Below are 20,593 nucleotides of genomic sequence, written 5' to 3' on the forward strand. Positions count from 1 at the left end.
TTCAGCTGCATTACCACTTCCACTAAGTCCGTCATTGGGGTCCCACCGGCCATTTCCATGCACCCCATTCGCCGAGCTGCGAAGGGGGATTTACGCCATTCTCCGGCTCGACGCCGTCGTAGGCTTCACTTCCGCTGCCTGAGGAGCTGCCAGCCCCGCCGCGCCGCTTCTTGCCGCCGGTGCTTTTCGAGGCCTTCGGGGGCACGAGCTTCAGGTCGCAGCGTGAGCCGTTGTCGTCCTGCGTGTACTTGACGCTCTCGATGAGCATCTCGTGATCCATCTTCAACATCGCCGACTGGACGTAGACCAATCGATCTGGCGCCCATAGCTGGCCATCGAGGTGAAAGCCCTGCACGGTGACGTCCGCTTTCACGCTCTTGCCTGCGATCCGGCGGGCCTGCCACGAGGCGCGCTCTGCGGCGGTCTGCGTGGGAGAGGCAATCTCTGATACTGCCACATGGGGCCTGTAGCGCTTCACAGTGCGATCGACAGCTCGACCTACCTCCTGCGCCGCCTGCGTGCCGTAGCGCCCCTCAGCGCCCGCCAGCTGGCTTTTCACTTCATAGTCTGAGAACTTCTGCGCGTCGGAGATCGTGGCGCTACCAGCCAAGAAGGGCCATTGTCCTTGCACAAGTGCGCCGGACAGGCGATCCCCGTCGGTGCCCTTGGAGAGCTTCATGTTTCCGTCAGGCAACCCCTGCAGGTTCAACCCGTAGCTCTTGGAAAGCCTGTTGATCGCCCCACAGATCGTCTCGCCTTGGTTGACCTGAAACTTCGTGATGCGCTGGGTGTCCTCAGGCACCTCGACAGTAATCCCGACGATGCCCGCCAGCTCGTTGGCAATCTGACCCACGGTCATGTTCTCGAAGCGCCCAGTCGCGTGTCGAGCAGAGCAGTCCACTGCATCCTGAGACTTCCCCCGCCCCGAGATTGTCACGCTGTGACTGTTCGCGTCAAACGTCGGCCTGTACTCGTTGATGTATCCACGCACCAGCAAGTGACCGTCCGCGTAGATTGCGACCTCGTCACCCGGCGACATCCAAAATGGAGCGTCGAGACCATCGGGGCTGACCTCGATGACCGTGGCGGTGAACCCGCGCGTGGCCTTAGTGGAGCTGGCCTCGACAGAGATCGAGGTCCAGTTGGCGTACTCCTTGCCGTCATGCAGCATCGTCAGCCCCATCAGCGCGCCAAGACCTCGATGTAGGGGCCGATCGCGGCGGGGTTGGCGGCGCGGTTGCGGGAGATCAACTCCTCCGCCCGGGTGGGGTCATTGTACAATTGGTGTGCCAGCGCGAGCGCGCTCGTGCGCCGGGGCATGGTCATCGTTACGATGGGCGAGCTGTCAGTCCACTTGCGCGAGACCTCCTCGGTCAGGCGAGCGCGGAATCGGTCGAAGTCCTCGAAGAGCTGGGGCTCTGTTCGTGGGTCGATCAGCATGCCTTCGCTCTCCAGCCAGCGGACCAGTTCGTTGCGGGCCTGCGTGGCCTCCCCCCTGCCCGGGTAATCCCGAGCTGACGTGGCTTCTGCCCACAGGCCGCCAGCCACACGTCGCATTAAGCGGTCGGTTGCGATGGCCACCTCGCTCGCGCGGATAGCGGTGCGCGACCCCACGATGGGCGCTCGGCGCTCGACGCCGGTGAAGATCATCTCGCGAAGCGATTGGGCTGCAGCTCCAGCCGATACAGGCGCGGCGCGCCACTGATCGACGAGCGGCGCGATCAAGTCTTTGATGGCGACCCCGCCGTCCACTACCGCTTCAGCTTTGTCATACAAGTTGCCGATCGAGCGGGCCAATGCTGCGCCGCTCTGGACCTCTGTTACCAGCCGGGAGCCCTCGAAGTCATTCGCCCAGCCGCGGAGGGTGTCGACGAAACCAGCTCGCGCGCTGTCGCCATACTGACGGATATCTGACAGCACGCTGCCATTAAATACATCGGCAGCTGACCCGACGAATGAGTCCAGGGCGTTGTTGATACGGAATGATAGGAGATCGCCGCCGAAGCTGGGCTTCTCGCGGCTCTCAGGGACCAGCCTCATCGTGAACCGGATCATGCCCAGCTCGTCACGGCTCTCCTGAACGTCCAGCGTCAGGCACTTTGCAGACTGAGCGGACGGATAAAAGGGATGCCTGAAGCTTTGAGCATCCCCGCTCTCGCACACCTCGATCAGCCGGTCGCGGACATCCAGCCACTCGGGGCCAGTGATGTAGCCCGTGATGCTGACCTCGCGGGCCTTGCGGCCCAGCTGCTCCGTGAAGTGGGAATTTGACCCCGGGAACTCATGAACGACAGACCTATGACCGTAGCTATTGTCTGCCGACTCCACATGAAAACCCACACCGCCAAAACTGGCGGCGCGGAGCTGGGATCGAATCTCACTAAGGCTCAGACATGTCATCTCCATCATGTGGGATGGTGTTGCCCATTTGACAATGGCAACTAGCACAGTTGAATCTGTTCACATAGCCCTCAAGCTCCTCAATGAGGCCCTCCATAACCTTGATGGCCTCACGCGCCTCCAAGAGGGCATCGATTGCCAGCCCCTGAACATTCGACATAATCTCACTCCATTACATATGTTAAGCATGCAGGGGAGGTGTTTAGAGCATCAATCTGGGGTTGGTAATATCCTTCAAGTAGACAGGAATTAGGCATGAACTGGGCAAACGTGGTGAAGCGATACCGGGAGAGGACGGGAATGCTGCAGAAGCAGCTTGCCCATCAGCTTGGAGTTGATTCGGTGACGGTGTCCCGATGGGAGCGCGGCGTAACTGAGCCGAATCTCATCGTAAAGAGACAACTTAGAGCTGAGATTCCCAGTTCAGCGAGCTCCTCGCCGGCGGTTCGCTGCATACTGAAAAACAGCACAAAGGCGGCCTCAGCAACATCCCTGAGCACACTTCGAGTGCGGGCTGTAAACGAACTGTACTGCGAGCTCTATGGCGTCACTGAGGATGAAGTCGTGGGCAAGGATTGGCGTGACGTCTCCTCTGACTGGCTTCGGGAGGAGGGGGAGGCCTCAGGAGTACTCAGAGGGTTCATGACTGGGAGGCTGGCCTCAGCTCGTGTCGAGCACAACGTCAACTTACGTGGCAAGTTTCTGTGCGGATCGCGCAAAACGATTCTGCGTCTCGATCTCCTCGGTATCGAGCCCCTCGCCCTCACATACAGCTCCGTGTGTGAACCCGTGCGTGAAAACCGCGTCCTGAGTATGGTCACGATGGAAGAAGCAATCGAGGCTGGGCTCCGAGAACTGTAGAGCCCAGCCGGTCTTTTAGCGCAAGCCTTACAGCTCGATGACGGTCAGCGTTCCGCCGTTATGAACGTGAGCGCCTGTCACCCCGGCGACCTGAAACCGAAACTCGTCACCAGCATTCAGTTCGAGCACAGCACGGTGACGCATAACAACTGAGTTTGTATCGGTCGCCGCGCCAACCACGTCCGTTGGCGGGCTTGCGAGTGCAACTCCACTGTTCACACGGAAGTTGAAATAGATGGCGTCTGACGTCGTCCCCATAGGGTCTTGGAGGATCGCAGCGGACACTTCAATATCGTAAAGGCCGTCATTCGGTGCCGTGAACTTACCCGAAGATTGATCAATCGAGCTGGTCACGTCAACCTCCGCCGGGGTCCCGAACCAGTTAACGTAGTAGTTCATGTTTCGTGACCCCATCGCTGGGATCTCCACGAATGCCCGCGCGGGCGTGCCTGCGGTAGCCGCCGGATCAACCCACGTCCCGTCCGACTGAAGGAGAAACGTGCCCTCGCCGAAGGGCGGTTCGGGAACAAGACCGCCGCGCGGGAAGGGAGACGTGCCGCCCTGCATGAGCATAGGAATGTTCTTGGTGACGCCGGTCTCGTCAGTGAAGCGCAGATCGAGCGAGAACATGTCCAGCCAAAGGTTCGTTACCGCCTCTTCAAAGTGATGCAGGCCGTCTGAGCCAACTGTGAGCGAGTTGTTCGCGTCAGCCGACACGCCTTGCGCCGGGTGCTTATGGTCCTCACGAGCGGAGGCGGTCGACACACCGACCGCGCCAGTGGCGTCATCGGCGGCTGGCGAGACGTTGGTGGCAGGGGAGCCAGCGCCGCCGCTAGAGTAATGCAGCCCGTCGGAGCCCACGGTGATGGTGTTGCCAGCATCAGCCGAAGGAGCTTGAGCAGGGTGCTTATGGTCGCTGCGCGCAGCCTCAGCCGCAGTGCCTACTGCGCCGGCAGGGTCGTCAGACGCAGGCGATACCACGCCCGAAAGAGTCGCCCCCGCAGAATACAGCAGGTTATCCGATCCCAAAGTGATCGCGTTCCCCGGGTCCGCAGAGGGGGCCGTGGCGGCGCCGGTCAGGCCTGAAAGGTCAAGGGCGAAGGTCGATCCGTCGTCGCGGGTAAAGGTCGCAATTCCTGTCGCGCCGTTTAGCGCAGCGGAAACCACGCGCGGGTTGTTCGCATACGGCGCCAAGTCGATGTTGGTCAGGATGCCGTTCTCATCGAAGTAGCGGAGGTTTGTACCCACCATGCTCAATGCCGTGACCGACTCGCTGAAGTACAGGCCGCCGTCAAAGCCGACGGTAATATCGTTGCCGACATCGAAGGAAGGTGTGCTGCCGCCGGCCGCCACCACTGACCACGTCAGTACGCCACTGCCGTTATTAAGCAGTACCCCCGGCGCGTCAGCTGGCAGAACGAGGGGATCGGTGGATCCCGCAGCGGGGTTAGGCCGCGTGGTGGTTCGGTAGGGGGTTGAGTCTGGGTCAGCCCCGCCATACGCGATCACCTCACCATCGGCGAGCAATTGAGCAGCATCGACCGCGTCAATGGTGAAGATGTCACCGCTGCGGTAGGTTTCGCGGACGATGGAGGCACCGCCCCCCGAGACACGCTGGACGACCACCTCATTGCGGTCGGGAGAAACTTGATAGCGGGGCATCGATCACCTCTTGTCTGATTTGCTTGATATGTGGTTATGGATTGCCATTTTGGCAAGGATGAAGGTGCACTGCTGGCGCCTTCGGATTGCGTCAGAGGTAAGGCGACAGCTCCACGATGGTCAGAAAGCTCTGCTTGTGATTGGTGACATCGCTGACGCCGGTGACGGTAATCCGAATTTGGTCGCCAGCATCCACCCGCACGAGCCCGTGCACGACGGTATTCAGCTCCTCACCGGGGCGTGTGAATGCGCCCGGGTTGATCTCCATCGGAACCCTCGCGGCGCCGTTGACTTCAATGTTATGCAGCATCGTATCGTCGCCAACAGGGCCGTTGTTGTCCCACGTCAGGATCGAGCGGACATCGTAGACCCCATCACGCGGCGCGTAGAAGACCCCATTTGATGTGTTCATTGACCCGGTGGTGTCGACATCGCGCCCGACACCGTTGTAGTGCACCGCAAAGTTAGAGCTCCGCAGCCCCGTACCCGACAGGTCCTTGACCTGCACCATGGCGCGAGTGATGCGCGGCTCAAGCGGGTCAATCCAAGTTCCAGCTCCCGACAGAACCTTGCCTTCGTCACCTGCAGCAGGCGCCGGAACCGTGCCGCCCATGCCAGCGATTGCAGCAGTCGCGCCAGTCATTTCCATATCGAGCAGGTTCGCCACCCCCGCCTCGTCCGTGTAGGTCAGGCGCTGGGCTGCAGGATCAAGAACGAGCTGAGTCACGGTGTCTTGGTGGTAGTGCAGCCCATCTGAGCCGACGGCGATCTCGTTGCCGACGTCAGCCGACACACCTTGAGCTGGGTGCTTGTGGTCCTGCCGAGCGGCCCTGAGCGTGGTGCCCGCAATGCCGACGGCGTCGTCAGCGGCGGGTGAAGGGGTGCTTGCGAAGTCAATCGCAGTCGTGAAGTGCAGCCCGTCGGAGCCCAGAGTAATTCCGTTGCCGGGGTCGGACGACGGGGGCTGGGCCGGATGCTTGTGATCCTCGCGAGCTGCCTGACTGGCTGTGCCGTTGGCGCCGGTGAGGTCGTCCGCCGCGGGAGGCACGACGCTACCCAGAGCCGCACTGGCGGAGTAGTGGAGGCCATCGGAGCCCACGGTAATCGCGTTGCCCGGGTCCGCTGAGGGGACCTGAGCTGGATGCTTGTGATCCTCGCGCGCTGCTTCGCCGGAAACGCCCACAGCCCCCGCTCCGTTGTCCGCGGCGGGAGGGATCGAGTTTGCCAAAGGTGTCCCTGCCGCGTAGTGCAAGCCATCCGATCCGACGGTGATCGAGTTTCCTAAATCAGTCGAAGGCTTCTGGGCGGGGTGCTTGTGGTCTTCGCGGGCCGCCTCTGTCGACACCCCCACGACGCCAGTGACGCCGTCCGCGGCAGGCGATACTGCATCAGCCAGCTGCGGCTCGGGGGCAAAGTGCAGGCCATCAGAACCCACGACGATCGCGTTGCCAGCATCGGCGGACGGCGCCTGCGCAGGGTGCTTGTGATCCTCACGGGCTGCGTCAGTCGACACACCCACCGCCCCTGTTGCGTCATCAGCAGCTGGCGAGACGACGGCCGCGAAGGAGGCCTCGGGCGCGTAGTGCAGGCCGTCAGCCCCAACAGCAATCGCGTTGCCCGGGTCAGCCGACGGCGCTTGCGCAGGGTGCTTGTGATCCTCACGTGCCGACTCGAGAGAGATGCCGACCGCGCCGGTGGCGTCATCGGCGGCTGGCGAGATACCGTCGGCCATCGGCGCCTCGGGGGCGTAGTGCAAGCCATCAGAGCCCACGGTGATCCCGTTGCCGGGGTCAGAGGACGGCGCTTGAGCTGGGTGCTTGTGATCCTCGCGGGCGGACTCGAGAGACACGCCAACGGCTCCGGTGGCGTCATCAGCGGCAGGCGAGACGGCATCAGCCATTGGCGCCTCTGGTGCGAAGTGCAGGCCGTCGGAGCCTACGACGATCGCATTTCCGGCGTCGGCCGAGGGGGCTTGAGCGGGATGCTTGTGGTCGCTCCGCGCCGCATCGGGCGCGACCCCGACAGCGCCAGTTGCGTCATCGGCCGCCGGGGGTGTCGTGACGGCGATCTTAAGCGCTACCGGCTCAACCATGAGCCGCTGCCAAAAGCCCGGCATTGCGCTCTGTCGGAACCAGTTGACGTAGTCGTCATGGAACTCGACGTGCAGGTCGCCGACCTTAGGTGTCGCAGGCGGGTTAGCAGGAACAGGGCCTGCGTTGCTGCCGCGCTCGTCGCCGACCGTGATCGTGTTCCCACCCACCTCCGCGATATCGAGGAAATGAAGTCCGTCGGTCCCCACGGTCAGAGCATTGTCGATATCCGAAGATGGTCGCTGTGCTGGGTGCTTATGGTCCCCTCGCGCATACGCGGGATCGGTGCCCACGGCGCCAGCCGGGTCATCGGACGCCGGCGAGACGGCGGTAGCAGGGTTGCCGGGGAGAAGCGCCGACAGGTCCAGATTGAACGTGGAAGCATCGTTACGGGTGAACGTAGCAACACCCGTGAGAGTGTTGAGCGATGCGGAAACCACGCGGGCAAGATTGCTGGCGTATGGCGACAGGTCAATGGTCGTGGTCGCGCCGGTCTCGTTAACAAACTGCAGGTCGTGACCCACCAGCGTGAGGCCTGTGACAGCTTCAGCAAAGTAAGGCTTGCCGTCACCCCCCAAGATGATGTCGTTGCCGGGGTCCGCGGAAATCTGGCCAGTGGCGATCGAGAGCGGCATCCACGTCAATACGCCAGTGCCATCGTTTCGCAGGACCCCCTGCTCGTCGGTGGGGAGCTTGAAGGGGTCAGTGTTGCCGGCCGCGGGGTTGGCAATAATTCGGGTCTTGTACGGAAGAGAGTCAGGGTCCAGCCCGGTGTAGAGCACGACCTCTTTATCCGCGAGCAGCTGGGCTGCGTCGACGGCATCGATCGTGACGATGTCGCCTTCGCGGTAATGCTGCCGCTCGATGGTCGCGCCGAAGTTGGTGACGCGCTGAATGACCATATCGTTATGGCGGGGAGTGACTTGATAGCGGGGCATTGATTACCTCTTGAAAGTTGCCAACGGCACGGCGGATTAAGCCAAGCTCGACAGGTCGATTGCGTTCGCGACACCAGCCTCATCCGTGAAGGTCAGCTGGCTTGTGGCGGGGTCAAAGGTGATGGTCGTGACGGTTTCCGTGACACGCAGGTCCCCTACGCTTGCGCGTCGAAGCGTGCCGTTGGAGAGCTGGATCAGGACCATCTCGCCGCCGGAGAAGCCGGCCACCTCTGCCGGGGTTGCAGCGGAGATGGCAGTGAACGTGTCCTTGGTCGCGGCTGGCGTCAGCGCCGGCAGGGCGATGTTCTTCTGAACCCCGAGCTCGTCGACGTACTGCAGCTGGCGCGTCACAGCGTTGAGGGACAGACTCGTCACCGACTCCGCGAAGTAATGCAGGCCATCGCCGCCCATGCCGATGCTATTGCCCGCGTCAGCTGAGGGGGCCTGAGCGGCGTGCCGGTGGTCGGCGCGGGCAGCCTCAGTCGAAGAGCCGGCAGCGCCAACATGGCTCGTGGCTGGCAGGGTCGCGCCGTTGAGTTTGACGACGTTGCTGATATCCAAGACTGACGAGACGCCATCCTCGTCGATGTAGGTGAGCAGCTTGTCCCCATCGAAGCTCAGGCCGGTCGTGGTTTCGGCGAGGTAATGGAGGCCATCAGCGCCCACCGTGATGCTGTTACCGGCATCGGCAGAAGGAGTCTGAGCGGCGTGCCGGTGGTCCTCGCGCGCCTTCAGCGGGGATACGCCCGCCGAGCCTGTCGCCCCAGTGGCGGGGGGCGGCGCTGAGGCGGCATCGGCGCGCGTGTCGATTGTAATCGAGCTGCCCGCGCCGTTGTCGATGTTGAAAGTCCCATCCCCGTTATCCGTCAGGGTGGCCCGTAGCGAGGCGAGGCTCACCGTCACATCCCCGGTCATAGGGCTGTTGTCGTGCAAAGACAGGATGTCAGACGTGAGTGACGCCGAGGTAATGCGGACGTCGTTGGACAAGTGAGAGAGATCGATCTTAGTGATCAATCCAGTCTCATCCATGTAGGACAGCTCATTTGAGACGTAGCTGTAGCCTACGGCGGTGAGAACGTCTGGCCCTCCATGGAAGTCCACCGTATTGCCGAGCCCGTCGTCGTGGCGGAACTTGTTCCCAGTTTGCGGGGTGAGGGTCGACTTAACCGCACCGGGGCCAGCGGGGTCCCACGCGAGGCCCCCTACCCCATCATTCTTAAGCCACCCGGCAGCGCCGGCCGGGAGCGGGCTGTCGATGTATGCCGCGGCTGTGGGGGCTACCTCCACGCTCACGGGAGCTGAGGCGAATACGGCACCAGTGGCGGTGGCGATGCCCTCGGCGATCATGTCCGCACCCTCAAGGGAATTGACCTCGATCGTGGAGCCGGCGCTGTAGTAGCTCCGCTGCAGCTTCTTGCCTCCGTCGATCAGCTTCGCGACAACGGTGTCATTCTTCGTCTTTACAAACATACCAGCCCTCGGCTATCCTATGCGACCTATGTGGTAACTGATTTCCATTTTGGCAACATCAAGCGGACAGTGAAGAGCCGCCGAGGTCTAGTGATGTGGATACGTCGCCCTTTGAGGTGCTGTTTGCCGTCGTGCCGTTGGGGAATCCCTTCAGTGAAACTACGACATTTGCTTTGCCATCGAGCTTCGCCTGAAGATTGCCCTCCCCGAACTTGCGGTCGAGAGCTCGGGTCATTGCGGACGCCATCACATCTTCCTGCGGCATCAGGCTGTCGCCCGACAGACCCTCGGGGCTGACCACCGGCCCGTTGTAATTCGCGGGGTCCAGCGTTGCGCCGCCGGGCACCGATGGTAGGTTGAACTGATCCATGATGCTCGGGCCGGTGAGTCCCAGCGTGTCGCGGAAAGACGGCCCCGGCTTTGGAGCAACGGGAAGCTTGGGGGCAGCCATTGGGCCGCCGCGCCCGACCGGCACTTCGGGATTGTGCGTGGGCACGCCGGTGTAGTCCATCACAGAGCGGCCATCGCGCCAATTGCGGAAGGCCTCCATGGCGCGCTGCAGAGCTCCGATGGTGCCCTCGATCGCCGTGGTGATAAAATCCCAGACTCCCGCCATGTCTTCCTTGAAGCGGTTCCACTCGTCCAGAGCGAAGGGAGCGACGTAGGTTCCGAGCTTCTCCAAGGCATTGTCGACAATGCCCAGCATTTCGCGCCACGCCTCAATGGTGTCGCCGGTCAGCTCTGCAAGCCAATCGACGACCGAGCGCACCCATTCGCCGAAGGCCTCGAAGCTCTCGGCGTTCAGGTCGACCTTTTCCATGAGCCAGCCGAAAACCTCGATCACCAGCGTCAGGCGGTCCTGCAGGCCCCTGAATGCCTGCGTGATCAGATCCATGATCCCGCCGACTAGGCCGGTCCCCTCCTCACCTTGGAAGCCCTTGAAGAACGCGCCTGCCGCCTCGGTGATGTTGTCGAAGCCCTTCTTGATCTTGCCGAAGTTCTCCAGCACGGTGTCGAGGTTGCTCTTCCCGAAGATACCCTCAAGGACGCCGAGACCGATCTCCTTGGCGAGAATCTTAAACGATTCAACCAAGTTCTCGATGTGATACTTCATGATGATCGAGGCGCGGCGGACTCCGTCAGAATCTTCGTTAAACTTGCGGAAGTTCAGGATCGCAAAGTATTCGGCCACCCCCTTGAGGGCACGCCAAAACCGGCGGACCTGATCGGCCGCGCCAGACAGGCGATCCTTAACCGACTTGAAGATCGAGATCAGGAACGTCAATGCGATGCCCACTGGGGTCAGCTTGCGAAGCGCCCCAGCCATGCGGCCAACAGCGCCCGCACCGCCGCTGAACAGGCGTGTCATCGACCTGAGCGGAAGTCGCGCCATAACCCGTGCAGCGACTCCGATGCCCTTAGCTAGCCCCGTGAAGACACCCACGACCACGCCGCCGAACTGAATCACCATCCCGAGATAAATCAGCAGCGGCCCTAGAACTGCCAGCAGTGACGCGCCCACCATGACAGTGGTTTTTATCGCCGGGTTCAGGCCATCCAGCCACTGGATCGCACCCCGAAGCTTCTCGATGAAACCGATCAGCAGGTCGCCAGCCTCCCCGGTGAACAGGTTGGTCTGAAAGTTCTTCCATGTCGATCGGAGCTTCTCCAAGGCCCCGTACAGGCCCGCCATCTGCTCTTCCAGCATCCGGTTGGCCTGCCCGGCCGCACCGTTCCTGATCTCATCCTCAATGCGGAAGGAGTCGACGATACCGTACATCAACGCCTGCATCTTGGTGACGTGGCGCTTGCCGAAGATGTCAGCCAGCTGGCCGTAGGAGAGGTCCATCGTGGAGATGGTCTTCATGAACTCTTGGAAGTTGAATCCAGAGACCGTGCTCATGCCAAACGTCGAGATCGCTTCGCCAAGCTCCTCCAGATCGGCAGGATCGAGGTCCAGCACATCCTTGATCACAGATCGCACCTCGGCGATCTTTTCGGAGTCCCCAATGTTCGTGTTGGCAAAAATGGCGTTGATCGGGTTCTCGATCTTGGAGATGTCGCTCTGAGACAGCAGGCCGGTGCCCAGCAGGCCCTTGAACAGGCCGCCGCTATCCAGCTTGCCGGAGCGCGTCATAAAGTCATCGAGGTTCAGGTTGACGCTCTTGAAGAGGCCAAGCATTTTGTTCGTTGGGGCGGCGATGCGAGCGATACTGGAGCGCAAGGCTACGCCAGCCTCAGCACCTTGGATACCGTTGTTGCCGAGGACGCCCATCATGGCCGCCATCTCTTCCAGATCGCGGCCGGTGCCTCGCGCCACAGGGCCAAGCGACTTCAGAGTCTCGAAGGCCTGCGCGCCGGATACGTTGGTGCGGCTTGCGGTGAAGGCCACCACGTCCGCGATCTTGGTCATCGCGCCCCGGGCTTCGTCGAGGTCGCTGTCGCTATCCATCAAGCCGAAGCCGAGCGCGGTGTTCGACAGCTTGTCGGCAACCGTAGCCACATCCATCGACAGGGCCGTCGCAGCCGCGATCGTGGCCTCGGTTGAGCCGAGAACCTGCTGCTGGCCGAGGCCTGCCATCGATAGGTATTTCTGAGCCTGCGTCACCTCGATGATATCGAAGCGCGAGCCCTCAGCCATCCGGTGGGCCTCCGCGCGGAGGTCCTTCATGCCCTGAGTGACCTTCGCCAGAGCTTCGGACTCTGTGATGCCGGGGACGGACTGCTTGAGGTCCTCCAGCATGCCGCCCTTCAAGACCGCGCGCAGCTGGTTCTCAGCTTCGCTCATGTCCTTGGCGGCGGTCAGCGCCGATCGGCCGAACCGCTGGAGCGGGTAGGTGATGGCTGCCGTCATGCGGAAGCCAGCGAGCTGCGTTTGGGTGCCGACTTTGTTCAGCTGGTGCTGGATGCGCTCCAGCCCCTGCATCGCGCTCCCAAACGCACCTTTGGTGTTGTCGAGGGCATTGACGCGGATGGTCGTCGTGAACATCGCCATCAGTCCTTACCCCTCTGCTTTTGCCATATGACGGCCTCGCCGTGCCAGTATTTCATTTGTGAGGGGGTCATCCGCTCGACATCGAGCGGAGACCATTCGCACCCGAAGACTAGCTCGCGGGCAATTCTGCGGAGTTTCCCTCGTCACCGCCGATCAGCTCAGCCATGGCCTCGATGACCTTCATGGAGTCCTTGGCGCACATCTGGTCGAGGAAGGGCTCCTGCACGCCGGAGATCGCTTCCAGCAGCGGGCCAGCCTTCGCGAAGTCAAACTCACCCTTAGAGAACGGGATGCCGCAGCGCTTCAGCTGACCAAAGGTCGGCTCCGCGAGCGTCAGCTCCTTGATCTTTCCTTCGTTGATCGGCTTGCTCAGCTTGATAGTCTTTTCCATGAATGCCTCTTCATCTGGGTTACTCGGGGAACACCCCCGCCTCTGAACCCCAGATGTAAGCTATGCTCTTTCGTTTTTCCAGATCGGCACAGAAAAACCCCCAGCGATGAAGCCGGGGGTCCTTTAGGGTAGTGCTTGGCCGCGCTGGGCAGCTTAGCCGTTGATCGTGCGGATTTCGGAGCCGATCAGCTTGAGGCCCGACCACTCGCCCGACTCGGGGTTCAAGGACGCGCGGCCGACCACAGTTGCGTTCACCACGATGTAAGTCCGCTCCACCTCGTCGAGGTCGATGGTCGCATCACCACACGCCGTGCCCGACAGCGCGCCGATATCGAGACCGACCTGATCCGACAGGGTCATCTCAACGCTCGGAACCACCGGCTTGGAGGTGTAGTAGGGCGAGCCGTCGAGGTTGGCGCCCTCGGTGCGCTCCTCAGCGGTCGGGTTGATGGTGACGGAGCCGCGTACAGCGTACACGGTCCCGTTCACTGTAAGGCGGACTGTACCGCCAGCGCTAATGCAAGACATGCTCGAAGCTCCTTAGAATTGCAGGTTGGCGGTAGCTTGCACGGCAAGGACGCGCAGCTGGTTTACGACATCAAACGGCAGCGAGACGTCGACGCGGTTGTAGTCGACAGCGTTACGCTCGACGATGAGGGCATCCTCAAATGCGCGCTGGTTCTCCACGACGCCGAGATTAGTCAGCTCCGCATAACCCGCGATCAGGGTGGCTCGGATATCCTTGGGACGCGCCACGCCGTTGATTGCCGGAGTATCGTCGCCAGCAAGGCCTTGGCGGGCATGGCGGGATAGAACCTTCGTGCGCAGGTAGCGCAAGATGTACTGGCTCTGCGCCATGGTCTGAATATCCAAGAAGGTCGCATCAGCACCGCCAGCCGCGTTGGTCTTGTAGGTGGTGATCGCACGCTCAATGGTCACAGCACCGGCACGGCTTACGCCATGGGTTGCGATGCCATCATACAGCAGGACGTTCTTGTCGGAGATGCCGAAGCGATCGGAAACCTTGGGCGCGACGATGCCTTCCAGCTCGATGTAGTGCAGCGGACGGGACAGCTCTGGAGCGTCGGACAGGTGCTGCGCCACTTTCGCGCCAAGGGCAGCTGTCAGCTCCCAAACAGGGCTGGGCATGCCGTTGCTCCCCATCACGGTCAGGTGGGGGTCGTTCAGGCCGCTGCCGAGCGTTGAGAGGTTCGCTACAGTGTCGATCTTTGCGGTGACCGCATGGCCATACAGCTGCTGATAGGGAGACCAGCGACCAGATTGGTTGTTCAGCAGGTCGGTCAGCGCCGTGGTGTTGGTGGCATCCGCGTAAGGAGACGCCAGCCAGAGGAAGTCCTCATCAGCGAGGTTCGCCAGCCCGGCGGTGATGGTCGGATCGGTGGCGCCGCCCGCCATAGCGGTGACGGTTGCTTCACCGGAAATGATGGTCTCTCCGCCAATCAAGGTGGTGCGGATGTCGATGCCATTGCCGAGGTCGCCGGCATGCCGAGCGGTGATGGTTACAACGCCAGCAGCGTCTGTCGCGGTGACAGGCGCATCAGCATCAGCGTTGATCTCAGCGGCCATCGCAGTCGCGATCGTGGCGGCCGTCGAGGCTGGTGTCGCAGTCACAGCGTACCGGCGGCCTGCAACGTACAGAGACACTGTTTGCGCAATCGCGACAGGGAGAGTCAGGGTGGTGTAGTCGACTGCGCCGGTCGCGGCAGCCGCGCCGCCCGCGTCATCAAAGGGCAGAGCCCAGATTTCTTGGAAAGGCGCGTTGCGACGAGCGATCCTGATCATCTGCGAAAGCATCGAGCCCTGACCGAACAGGGCATCTTCGGCCTGCGAGGACGATGGCACGAGGATGGGCTCCTCAGCGACAGCGGCACCGGCGGGCAGCTTCTGGCCAATCAGAAGAAGCCGCTCCGAAGAGGCAAAGGGCGTACCGCCCGCGCTCAGCTCGGCGTAAAAGAGAGGGACACGCAGGTTCCCCGGGATGGTGTCAAAAGCAATAGCCATTATTTGACCTCGTTGGTTTCAGATTTGCGGGGGCGCGGGGCCTCCGATTTGGATTTGAGCTTCGCCTTTGACTCAGCCCGCTTCAGCTCCTGAGGCGCTTTCTTTTCATCAGCGACCGGATCGAATACTTCGATGTCACCGGCCCGCTCGCGGCGCGCCCAAGTGCCATCCCAGACCACCTCCGCACCCTCGGCGGGGATCACCCGGGAGAGCTGAGCGTGGTCACGGACGACCAAGCCGGGTGTTGCGGGTTTGATGTGCTTCATCATGCGACGTGTCCTTTTGATGCTGGGTATGTAGGTTTGACTTGCCAAACCCGCAAGGCCTAGACCTCGCCGACGTTGGCGTGGGTGAGGGCCACCTCCTCGCCCTTCGTCTCGTTCAGCTGCCAAACCGTCTCAAGCGGGCTGAAGGCCGCGGTGAAGTCGGCGCATCGCTGATCGTACTCAACCTGAATCATGAGGTCGCGCATGGCGAGCCGGGTGGCGCCGTCGTTGTTCGCCAAGCGGAGGGAGTCAGCGCCCAGAATCTTCTTGAACATCTTACCAAAGGCCAGCGCATAGGGCCGCGTGATATCAAAGAGCGCCGCCAGAACCTGCTCCTCGAAGACATCCAGCTTGCCCTCAAGCTCGGCGTCAGTCTCGATCTCACCGCCAGCGCCGCCAAGCGACATTTCGATGATGATATCAAGCGTGTGGGAAAACGGCGCCCTGCCCTGATTGATAGGTTCTCGCTTGGTGGTGTCGGTGTAGACCGTGATTGCAGGAAGGCTCTCGCTGCCCGTCACGATGTGGGCGTCCTGACGAGAGTCGAAAACCCGATCCTCAGCAAAGGTCGCGAAAGGGGGGACGCCACCGTTCTGCAGGGCCTCAATGACGCCGCGCCGGATGTCCCGCCGCTGGCTCCGAAACTCAGGTAAGCTTATCATAGGGACCCTCCACTTCGCTCAGCTTGAGGTAGGCGTCAGAGTGCCCGGTGGCCTCGATATCCAGAACCTCATAGACCTTGCCGCTCCTCACGCAGATCACTGCGTCGAACTGGCGGGGCTCATACGGCATGTCGCACAGCCGCACATTGAGCCGGATCGACTTGGTAGACATGTTGTTAAAGGACATGCCGCCGATGCGCTTGCCAGCCCGGTCGATGCGGCCATTCTTGTCGAGATCGTTGAGCTGGTTGGTCTCGTACTTGACCCCGCACAGCTCAAATGGATCGCGCCCGTGGTCGCGCACGGGGCGCTTATTCGGGCGCGTCTTCATCGGCACGATCTGGAAGGGCTGCCCGAAGACCTTGAAGGAGTCCCCGAGCATGCGCGCCTCAATCTTATCAAAATCCGTCAGCATTGCTGGATCCGCATCCTGATCTGGCGAACCGCGCGCTGCGGAGGCGTGCTCTTGCCATTGACGCTTGCGCCGGTGGTCTCGATCGTGTTCTCGATGTAAACCACGTCGCCATCGAACCCGGCATCCACAGCCACCCACGTCGTGCCGCTCACCTCGTCGAAGCCCGAGTCCTGAAGGATCACGTTGGAGCTTGGGGAGTTGGCAGCGATCGCCCACGTCGAGGACGCAATGCGATCCACCACGGGCATGGTCCGACCAATCCCTGTGTTGAGAATTTCAGGCCACTCCAGCGTGACCAACATCTTGTCGGGTTGTGACTTCTTGAGCACCCCGGGAATAACACAGACTGTCATCAAAACTCTCCGTAAAGGCCGTCGCCGCAATGGATCACGACCGCATCGCTCGACGTGACGTACTCACCGGCACTACCGAAGTGCAGCTTCAGCGAAACGCGATGCTGCCCGCGATCAGCGAACTCGTGACGGAATTGAAAGATGGTATAGGTTTCGACCTGCCTGACGGCGTTGAGCGCATCGTGGCCATAGACCTGCGGCTCGACACCTGTCGGCCCCATAGGCAGAGAGCCCGGCAGCGGCGCCTCGTAATGAGCGAGAACCTCGCTGGGGTTCATCACAATAGCTTCGACCCGAGTCACAGCGTCATTGACGCCCGCGATCGCGCCAGTCACGTCCAGTCGGACGTCGTGGTATCCAAGTCCTGCCGTAATTCGCACTGCGCTGCCCTCTCGCAAAATCGCAAAGGCGGTGGCCTTAACGAAAGGAACCGGCGGCGATAGCAGCTGCTGCGCGCTTAGGGCGCAGAGCGGCACGCCGCCGGTCCTGAAACTCGCCGAGATCACGGCGGTTACTTCTTCTCGCCAGCCTTGGCCGCAGGGGCCGCCTGAGCCTTGGCCTTGTTAGCGTCGGAGTTGAGGTCGTTGGCCTTCTCGTCTGCTTCAGCCTTGGCCGCCTCGCCCGCGCCAGCCTCTTCAGCAATGCCGCGCCGGATCAATGTCTTGGCCTCATCGTCGTCAGGCTCAAACTTCTGCCCTGCGGTGATTTCCATCTTCTGACCGCCCTTGCGGACCCAGATATTTTGCTTCGCTACCAGTTTCATGTCCTGCCCCTTGCCTTAGGATGCGTCTGCGGGTGTGGTGATCGTCACCGCGCCCTGATCGGCGAGTTCCTTCGCGATGTTCGCGGGAATCTCGACGTCGGTATCGCCAGCGGTATAGGTCCGGTGGAAGCCACCGTGGCTGACATTGATCTCATCGGCGACAACGGTCACCTTCGCGTGAGTCTTGATCGGCATATCTTGCCCTCCAAAAAGTTGCCCCCGACCCGAAAGCCGGGGGGAAAGATTAGGCCACGTTGATGGTGCCCCAAGTGTTCACACGGCGCGGGGCGACCAGCGGCGCGGACTGCGAGAGCAGCTCTTCACCGTAGGGGTCCCACGAGGTGCGCGACTTGGAGAACATCCGAACCGACTGGAAGCCCTCGTCGAGGATCGCGCCGTAGTACTGGGCGCCTTCCATGGCAGCGCGCGCCATCACCACGACAGTGTTGTCGGGCATCAGGGGGACGTCGTTGCCGTCGTCGTCGGTCAGATAGTCATCGTAGACATACAGGTCGAGCTTGCTGTCCAGACGGCCGACGTAGTTCAGCCCGATCGGGTCGGTCATGATGCCGTCGTCGATCGAAGACTTGTTGATGCGCGCATCAGCGAAGTCCTTGTTCAGGCGATCCTTGAAGTCGGGGTGCTTGCGGATCATCTGCCATGCGGTGGTGTGCATGACGACGGTGTCCGCGACGGCGCCCTTGGACTCAACACGGATGCGCTGGGCCATGTCCTCGATATCGTCGATCGGAGACGCGGTGGCGGCAGACCAAACGGCGGCACCAGCCAGAGCAACCTTCAGGGATGCCGGGTGACCAAAGTCAACCAGAGTCCGCTGATACTCTTCGCCCTCGACGACGTACTGACCATCGATGATGGTTTTCGCCGCCATCCACTCGATCCGGTTCGTAACCATCTCATCGTGGCGACCAAGCTCTTGAGCCATCAGCATGTCCATGCGCTGCTGCGGAGACATCTGCTGGTTATTGTAACCTTCACCGGCGGTGCGGATCAGGGCATCTGTGGGGGCCACAGCGCTCTTCAGCTTGATGTACGCGGCCTTCATGGACTTCGTGATGAAGCCCTGACGGCGCAGGGTCGGCGCACCGACGAGCGGCGACACAAACGGCGCGACGGGCTTGCCGCCGTGCTTCATGTCGAACTCGATGGTGTCGGTGTCGAAGAACACCGTGTTGCTAAAGGCAAGGCCGGTCCAGAAGCTGCGCTTGACTTCGACTTCCTCGATCATCGAGAGAAGTGTTACTGTGGAAAAACGGTCCATTCTCGGTCCCCCTTACAGCGCCGAGTAGATGGGCGTGCGGGTCGCGAAACCAGCCTTGCCCAGCTCACGGCGCAGGTCATTTTTACCCCACGCAGCATTTGCCACGAGAGCGTTGTAGTTGATCATCCGCGAGCCAGAGCCCGTCAGGACGCCGACCTCGGTGGCCGCGTTCAGGCCAGTCGCGGAGGTGTCGAGGTCCTCCATGAGAACCGCGAAAGGAGTCTGAGACCCGTCGGCCGCGCCGGGGTCGCACTCGACCAGCTCGTTGGAGGCAGTGACGACGCCCAGAACGGTGTAGGCTGGAAGGACCTGACCGGCAGCGATCACCCAGTTCTCGAAGATCGGCTGGCCAGCAGCATCGAGCCAGAACTGGATTGGAGCGACCGCGTCAACGACGCCAGCGTGGCCCTTTGCGGTGTACGGGATGTTGGTGATACCCATGTCGGTATTCCCCTTTACTTGCCGAAGTAGGCGCGAGCGGCTGCCCGAGCTTCTTCACGGCGTTGATCTTCAGCGCTCATCTGAGTGCCAGCGTCAGCATCCGCATCGCCAGCCACACCGGCAGCATCAGCGGAGAACTCCTTCAGAGCGGCAGCCGAGGCGCCTGCCTGACCTTGAGGGGCGCGGCCCTGCTTCAGCTCAGCGATCTCGGCGCGCAGGGCGTCGACATCGGCGCTGGTGTCGGCAGCTGAGGCTTCGGTCGCGGACACAGCGAGCATGTCAGCAGCGGCCTCGACGGTCATGTCGGTGTTGAAGGCAAGGTGCGATGCAAGCTTGCCGCGCCCCTCTGCGTTTTCGTGCGAAAGGATCGCCTTCACACGCGCGCGCTCGGCGGTGGCACCTTCCGCGCGGATTTGGTCTTCGTTTTCCATGCGAGAATCCTCTTGGATGGACATTGACGGATAGGTGCTCCGCGCGGATGCTGCGAAACCCTTCAGCGCGAGATCGAGGGACGCGACCTCATCGGCCAGCCCCATCTCGACTGCGGCGGCACCGCTGTAGACACGGGCCTCCGTGGCTTTGATCGCGGCAGGGTCCAGCCCTCGGGCCTCCGACACTGCGTTGACGAACATTTCGTAAGAGGAGTCGATCTCCTCCTGTATTTCTGCGCGCACGCTGTCAGGCAGCGCTTCAGCTGAGTTGCCTGCGACCTTCTGGGAGCCAGCGAAAATAAAGGTTGGCTTGATGCCCTCCTTTGCCAGCTGGGCCGAGCGGTCGTAGTGCGTCATCACGACGCCGATCGAGCCGACTTGGGCTGTCTGGGTGGCGTAGACTCGGTCAGTGGCGGAGCCGATCAGGTAGGCCGCGCTGGCCATCGTGTCGCGGGCAATCGCCGCCATAGGCTTGCGTCCGCGTTGCTCCATGATCCAGTCGCGCAGGTCAAATGCGCCAGCCACCATGCCCCCGGGGGAGCTGATGTCGAGCATGATGCGATCCACGTCGGGGTCACTCATAGCTCGCTCGATGTCAGCTTGGATCGTCGCGTAGCTCGTAACACCCGAGGCGGCGTTGATGCCGGTGGGGCGGTGCGAGATCGAGCCGATGATCGGGATGACCGCAGTTGCGCCACCTGTCGGAGAGGCGCGATCGCCACGACCATAGTCGGCAACCTTCATCTCTGAATTGTCCACGCCGATGCGGTCGCCGATCACGGCGAGAATAGTCTCGGCGTAATCAGGCGTCACCAGCAGCGGTGTGTTCAGGATCAAGTTGGCGACGTGGTTGAGCATTTCATGCCGTTCTGTTTTGTCGTTTTGGCAAAGATAGGGGCGCGCTTAGCGCCCTGCAAGGGTCAGCACCCTACATAAGCCGGGCCGCCGCGCTGCACGCCGCTAGCCGTGAGTCTGGGCAAGCCGGAGGATGCGCCGCTGCAGGAGTCCCACAGCTGATTATACATCGCCCTCAGCGCTGGGAGATCGGCTTGGTGGTACTCCACCGACCGAAAGTCCCCTGAGCCTACCTTGGCAACCGCCTGACCAGAGATCAGCGCGACGTATGCCGCATACATTTCACGGAGCTGCGT

The 20,593-nt window shown here is 61.8% G+C and carries 20 protein-coding genes; 1 reads left to right on the plus strand and 19 read right to left on the minus strand.

What is annotated here, in order from left to right; translation table 11 throughout:
• Positions 1 to 31 precede the first annotated feature (31 nt).
• Both ACGYKA_RS11850 and ACGYKA_RS11855 read right to left on the minus strand, forming a co-directional pair.
• The gene (locus tag ACGYKA_RS11850) at positions 32 to 1,183 is read right to left on the minus strand and encodes a phage baseplate assembly protein (RefSeq protein ID WP_394438833.1); all 1,152 of its coding nucleotides are present in this window, start codon (positions 1,181 to 1,183) and stop codon (positions 32 to 34) included.
• Positions 1,183 to 2,409, minus strand: coding sequence for a DNA circularization N-terminal domain-containing protein (locus ACGYKA_RS11855; RefSeq protein WP_394438835.1), 1,227 nt, complete (start codon positions 2,407 to 2,409; stop codon positions 1,183 to 1,185). The genes ACGYKA_RS11850 and ACGYKA_RS11855 overlap by 1 nt, the downstream gene beginning before the upstream one ends.
• Before the next feature lie 246 nt (positions 2,410 to 2,655).
• Here ACGYKA_RS11855 and ACGYKA_RS11860 point away from each other — a divergent pair, with 246 nt between their 5' ends.
• Positions 2,656 to 3,261, plus strand: coding sequence for a helix-turn-helix domain-containing protein (locus ACGYKA_RS11860; protein ID WP_394438837.1), 606 nt, complete (start codon positions 2,656 to 2,658; stop codon positions 3,259 to 3,261).
• Between the two features lie 27 nt (positions 3,262 to 3,288).
• Here ACGYKA_RS11860 and ACGYKA_RS11865 read toward each other — a convergent pair whose 3' ends face one another.
• The 17 genes from ACGYKA_RS11865 to ACGYKA_RS11945 form a co-directional block, all read right to left on the minus strand.
• Positions 3,289 to 4,923 (minus strand): hypothetical protein, encoded by a 1,635-nt coding sequence (locus tag ACGYKA_RS11865; protein WP_394438839.1) that lies wholly within the window; start codon positions 4,921 to 4,923, stop codon positions 3,289 to 3,291.
• A 91-nt stretch (positions 4,924 to 5,014) separates the two neighbouring features.
• Positions 5,015 to 7,951, minus strand: a complete 2,937-nt coding sequence (locus ACGYKA_RS11870) for a hypothetical protein (RefSeq protein ID WP_394438841.1) — start codon at positions 7,949 to 7,951, stop codon at positions 5,015 to 5,017.
• A 36-nt stretch (positions 7,952 to 7,987) separates the two neighbouring features.
• Complete coding sequence (locus ACGYKA_RS11875) at positions 7,988 to 9,421, minus strand: hypothetical protein (protein ID WP_394438843.1); 1,434 nt, start codon at positions 9,419 to 9,421, stop codon at positions 7,988 to 7,990.
• A gap of 58 nt (positions 9,422 to 9,479) precedes the next feature.
• Entirely contained in the window at positions 9,480 to 12,410 is a 2,931-nt protein-coding gene (locus ACGYKA_RS11880) for a phage tail tape measure protein (protein ID WP_394438845.1), read from the minus strand.
• A 115-nt stretch (positions 12,411 to 12,525) separates the two neighbouring features.
• Positions 12,526 to 12,807 (minus strand): phage tail assembly protein, encoded by a 282-nt coding sequence (locus ACGYKA_RS11885; RefSeq protein WP_394438847.1) that lies wholly within the window; start codon positions 12,805 to 12,807, stop codon positions 12,526 to 12,528.
• A gap of 153 nt (positions 12,808 to 12,960) precedes the next feature.
• Complete coding sequence (locus ACGYKA_RS11890; protein ID WP_394438849.1) at positions 12,961 to 13,335, minus strand: phage tail tube protein; 375 nt, start codon at positions 13,333 to 13,335, stop codon at positions 12,961 to 12,963.
• A gap of 12 nt (positions 13,336 to 13,347) precedes the next feature.
• On the minus strand, positions 13,348 to 14,829 hold the full coding sequence (locus ACGYKA_RS11895) for a phage tail sheath subtilisin-like domain-containing protein (RefSeq protein ID WP_394438850.1): 1,482 nt from the start codon (positions 14,827 to 14,829) through the stop codon (positions 13,348 to 13,350).
• A complete protein-coding gene (locus ACGYKA_RS11900; RefSeq protein ID WP_394438852.1) occupies positions 14,829 to 15,098 on the minus strand; it encodes a DUF2635 domain-containing protein in 270 nt (89 codons plus the stop codon). Before ACGYKA_RS11900 ends, ACGYKA_RS11895 begins: the two co-directional genes overlap by 1 nt.
• Before the next feature lie 56 nt (positions 15,099 to 15,154).
• Positions 15,155 to 15,616: a hypothetical protein gene (locus tag ACGYKA_RS11905; RefSeq protein ID WP_394438854.1), complete on the minus strand. Its 462-nt coding sequence runs from the start codon at positions 15,614 to 15,616 to the stop codon at positions 15,155 to 15,157.
• A 124-nt stretch (positions 15,617 to 15,740) separates the two neighbouring features.
• Positions 15,741 to 16,172 (minus strand): hypothetical protein, encoded by a 432-nt coding sequence (locus ACGYKA_RS11910; RefSeq protein ID WP_394438856.1) that lies wholly within the window; start codon positions 16,170 to 16,172, stop codon positions 15,741 to 15,743.
• On the minus strand, positions 16,166 to 16,525 hold the full coding sequence (locus ACGYKA_RS11915; protein WP_394438858.1) for a hypothetical protein: 360 nt from the start codon (positions 16,523 to 16,525) through the stop codon (positions 16,166 to 16,168). The genes ACGYKA_RS11910 and ACGYKA_RS11915 overlap by 7 nt, the downstream gene beginning before the upstream one ends.
• A complete protein-coding gene (locus tag ACGYKA_RS11920; RefSeq protein ID WP_394438860.1) occupies positions 16,525 to 17,031 on the minus strand; it encodes a hypothetical protein in 507 nt (168 codons plus the stop codon). Before ACGYKA_RS11920 ends, ACGYKA_RS11915 begins: the two co-directional genes overlap by 1 nt.
• 5 nt (positions 17,032 to 17,036) lie before the next feature.
• Complete coding sequence (locus ACGYKA_RS11925) at positions 17,037 to 17,288, minus strand: hypothetical protein (RefSeq protein ID WP_394438862.1); 252 nt, start codon at positions 17,286 to 17,288, stop codon at positions 17,037 to 17,039.
• 15 nt (positions 17,289 to 17,303) lie between these two features.
• Positions 17,304 to 17,483 (minus strand): hypothetical protein, encoded by a 180-nt coding sequence (locus ACGYKA_RS11930; RefSeq protein WP_394438864.1) that lies wholly within the window; start codon positions 17,481 to 17,483, stop codon positions 17,304 to 17,306.
• 49 nt (positions 17,484 to 17,532) lie between these two features.
• Positions 17,533 to 18,570 carry a major capsid protein gene (locus tag ACGYKA_RS11935; protein ID WP_394438866.1) on the minus strand — a complete coding sequence of 346 codons (1,038 nt, stop codon included), beginning with the start codon at positions 18,568 to 18,570 and terminating at the stop codon, positions 17,533 to 17,535.
• Positions 18,571 to 18,582: 12 nt separating this feature from the next.
• On the minus strand, positions 18,583 to 19,011 hold the full coding sequence (locus tag ACGYKA_RS11940) for a head decoration protein (RefSeq protein ID WP_394438868.1): 429 nt from the start codon (positions 19,009 to 19,011) through the stop codon (positions 18,583 to 18,585).
• Positions 19,012 to 19,025: 14 nt separating this feature from the next.
• Complete coding sequence (locus ACGYKA_RS11945; protein ID WP_394438870.1) at positions 19,026 to 20,300, minus strand: S49 family peptidase; 1,275 nt, start codon at positions 20,298 to 20,300, stop codon at positions 19,026 to 19,028.
• Between the last annotated feature and the right edge of the window lie 293 nt (positions 20,301 to 20,593).

The organism is Sulfitobacter sp. 1A15106 (assembly GCF_043556995.1).
GTDB classification, from domain to species: domain Bacteria; phylum Pseudomonadota; class Alphaproteobacteria; order Rhodobacterales; family Rhodobacteraceae; genus Sulfitobacter; species Sulfitobacter faviae.

Bases quoted from the DNA above. Each gene is read 5' to 3' on its own strand.
- ACGYKA_RS11850 (WP_394438833.1), bottom strand. From the start codon at position 1,183: ATGGGGCTGACGATGCTGCATGACGGCAAGGAGTACGCCAACTGGACC.
- ACGYKA_RS11855 (WP_394438835.1), bottom strand. From the start codon at position 2,409: ATGATGGAGATGACATGTCTGAGCCTTAGTGAGATTCGATCCCAGCTC.
- ACGYKA_RS11860 (WP_394438837.1), top strand. From the start codon at position 2,656: ATGAACTGGGCAAACGTGGTGAAGCGATACCGGGAGAGGACGGGAATG.
- ACGYKA_RS11865 (WP_394438839.1), bottom strand. From the start codon at position 4,923: ATGCCCCGCTATCAAGTTTCTCCCGACCGCAATGAGGTGGTCGTCCAG.
- ACGYKA_RS11870 (WP_394438841.1), bottom strand. From the start codon at position 7,951: ATGCCCCGCTATCAAGTCACTCCCCGCCATAACGATATGGTCATTCAG.
- ACGYKA_RS11875 (WP_394438843.1), bottom strand. From the start codon at position 9,421: ATGTTTGTAAAGACGAAGAATGACACCGTTGTCGCGAAGCTGATCGAC.
- ACGYKA_RS11880 (WP_394438845.1), bottom strand. From the start codon at position 12,410: ATGTTCACGACGACCATCCGCGTCAATGCCCTCGACAACACCAAAGGT.
- ACGYKA_RS11885 (WP_394438847.1), bottom strand. From the start codon at position 12,807: ATGGAAAAGACTATCAAGCTGAGCAAGCCGATCAACGAAGGAAAGATC.
- ACGYKA_RS11890 (WP_394438849.1), bottom strand. From the start codon at position 13,335: ATGTCTTGCATTAGCGCTGGCGGTACAGTCCGCCTTACAGTGAACGGG.
- ACGYKA_RS11895 (WP_394438850.1), bottom strand. From the start codon at position 14,829: ATGGCTATTGCTTTTGACACCATCCCGGGGAACCTGCGTGTCCCTCTC.
- ACGYKA_RS11900 (WP_394438852.1), bottom strand. From the start codon at position 15,098: ATGATGAAGCACATCAAACCCGCAACACCCGGCTTGGTCGTCCGTGAC.
- ACGYKA_RS11910 (WP_394438856.1), bottom strand. From the start codon at position 16,172: ATGCTGACGGATTTTGATAAGATTGAGGCGCGCATGCTCGGGGACTCC.
- ACGYKA_RS11915 (WP_394438858.1), bottom strand. From the start codon at position 16,525: ATGACAGTCTGTGTTATTCCCGGGGTGCTCAAGAAGTCACAACCCGAC.
- ACGYKA_RS11925 (WP_394438862.1), bottom strand. From the start codon at position 17,288: ATGAAACTGGTAGCGAAGCAAAATATCTGGGTCCGCAAGGGCGGTCAG.
- ACGYKA_RS11930 (WP_394438864.1), bottom strand. From the start codon at position 17,483: ATGCCGATCAAGACTCACGCGAAGGTGACCGTTGTCGCCGATGAGATC.
- ACGYKA_RS11935 (WP_394438866.1), bottom strand. From the start codon at position 18,570: ATGGACCGTTTTTCCACAGTAACACTTCTCTCGATGATCGAGGAAGTC.
- ACGYKA_RS11940 (WP_394438868.1), bottom strand. From the start codon at position 19,011: ATGGGTATCACCAACATCCCGTACACCGCAAAGGGCCACGCTGGCGTC.
- ACGYKA_RS11945 (WP_394438870.1), bottom strand. From the start codon at position 20,300: ATGCTCAACCACGTCGCCAACTTGATCCTGAACACACCGCTGCTGGTG.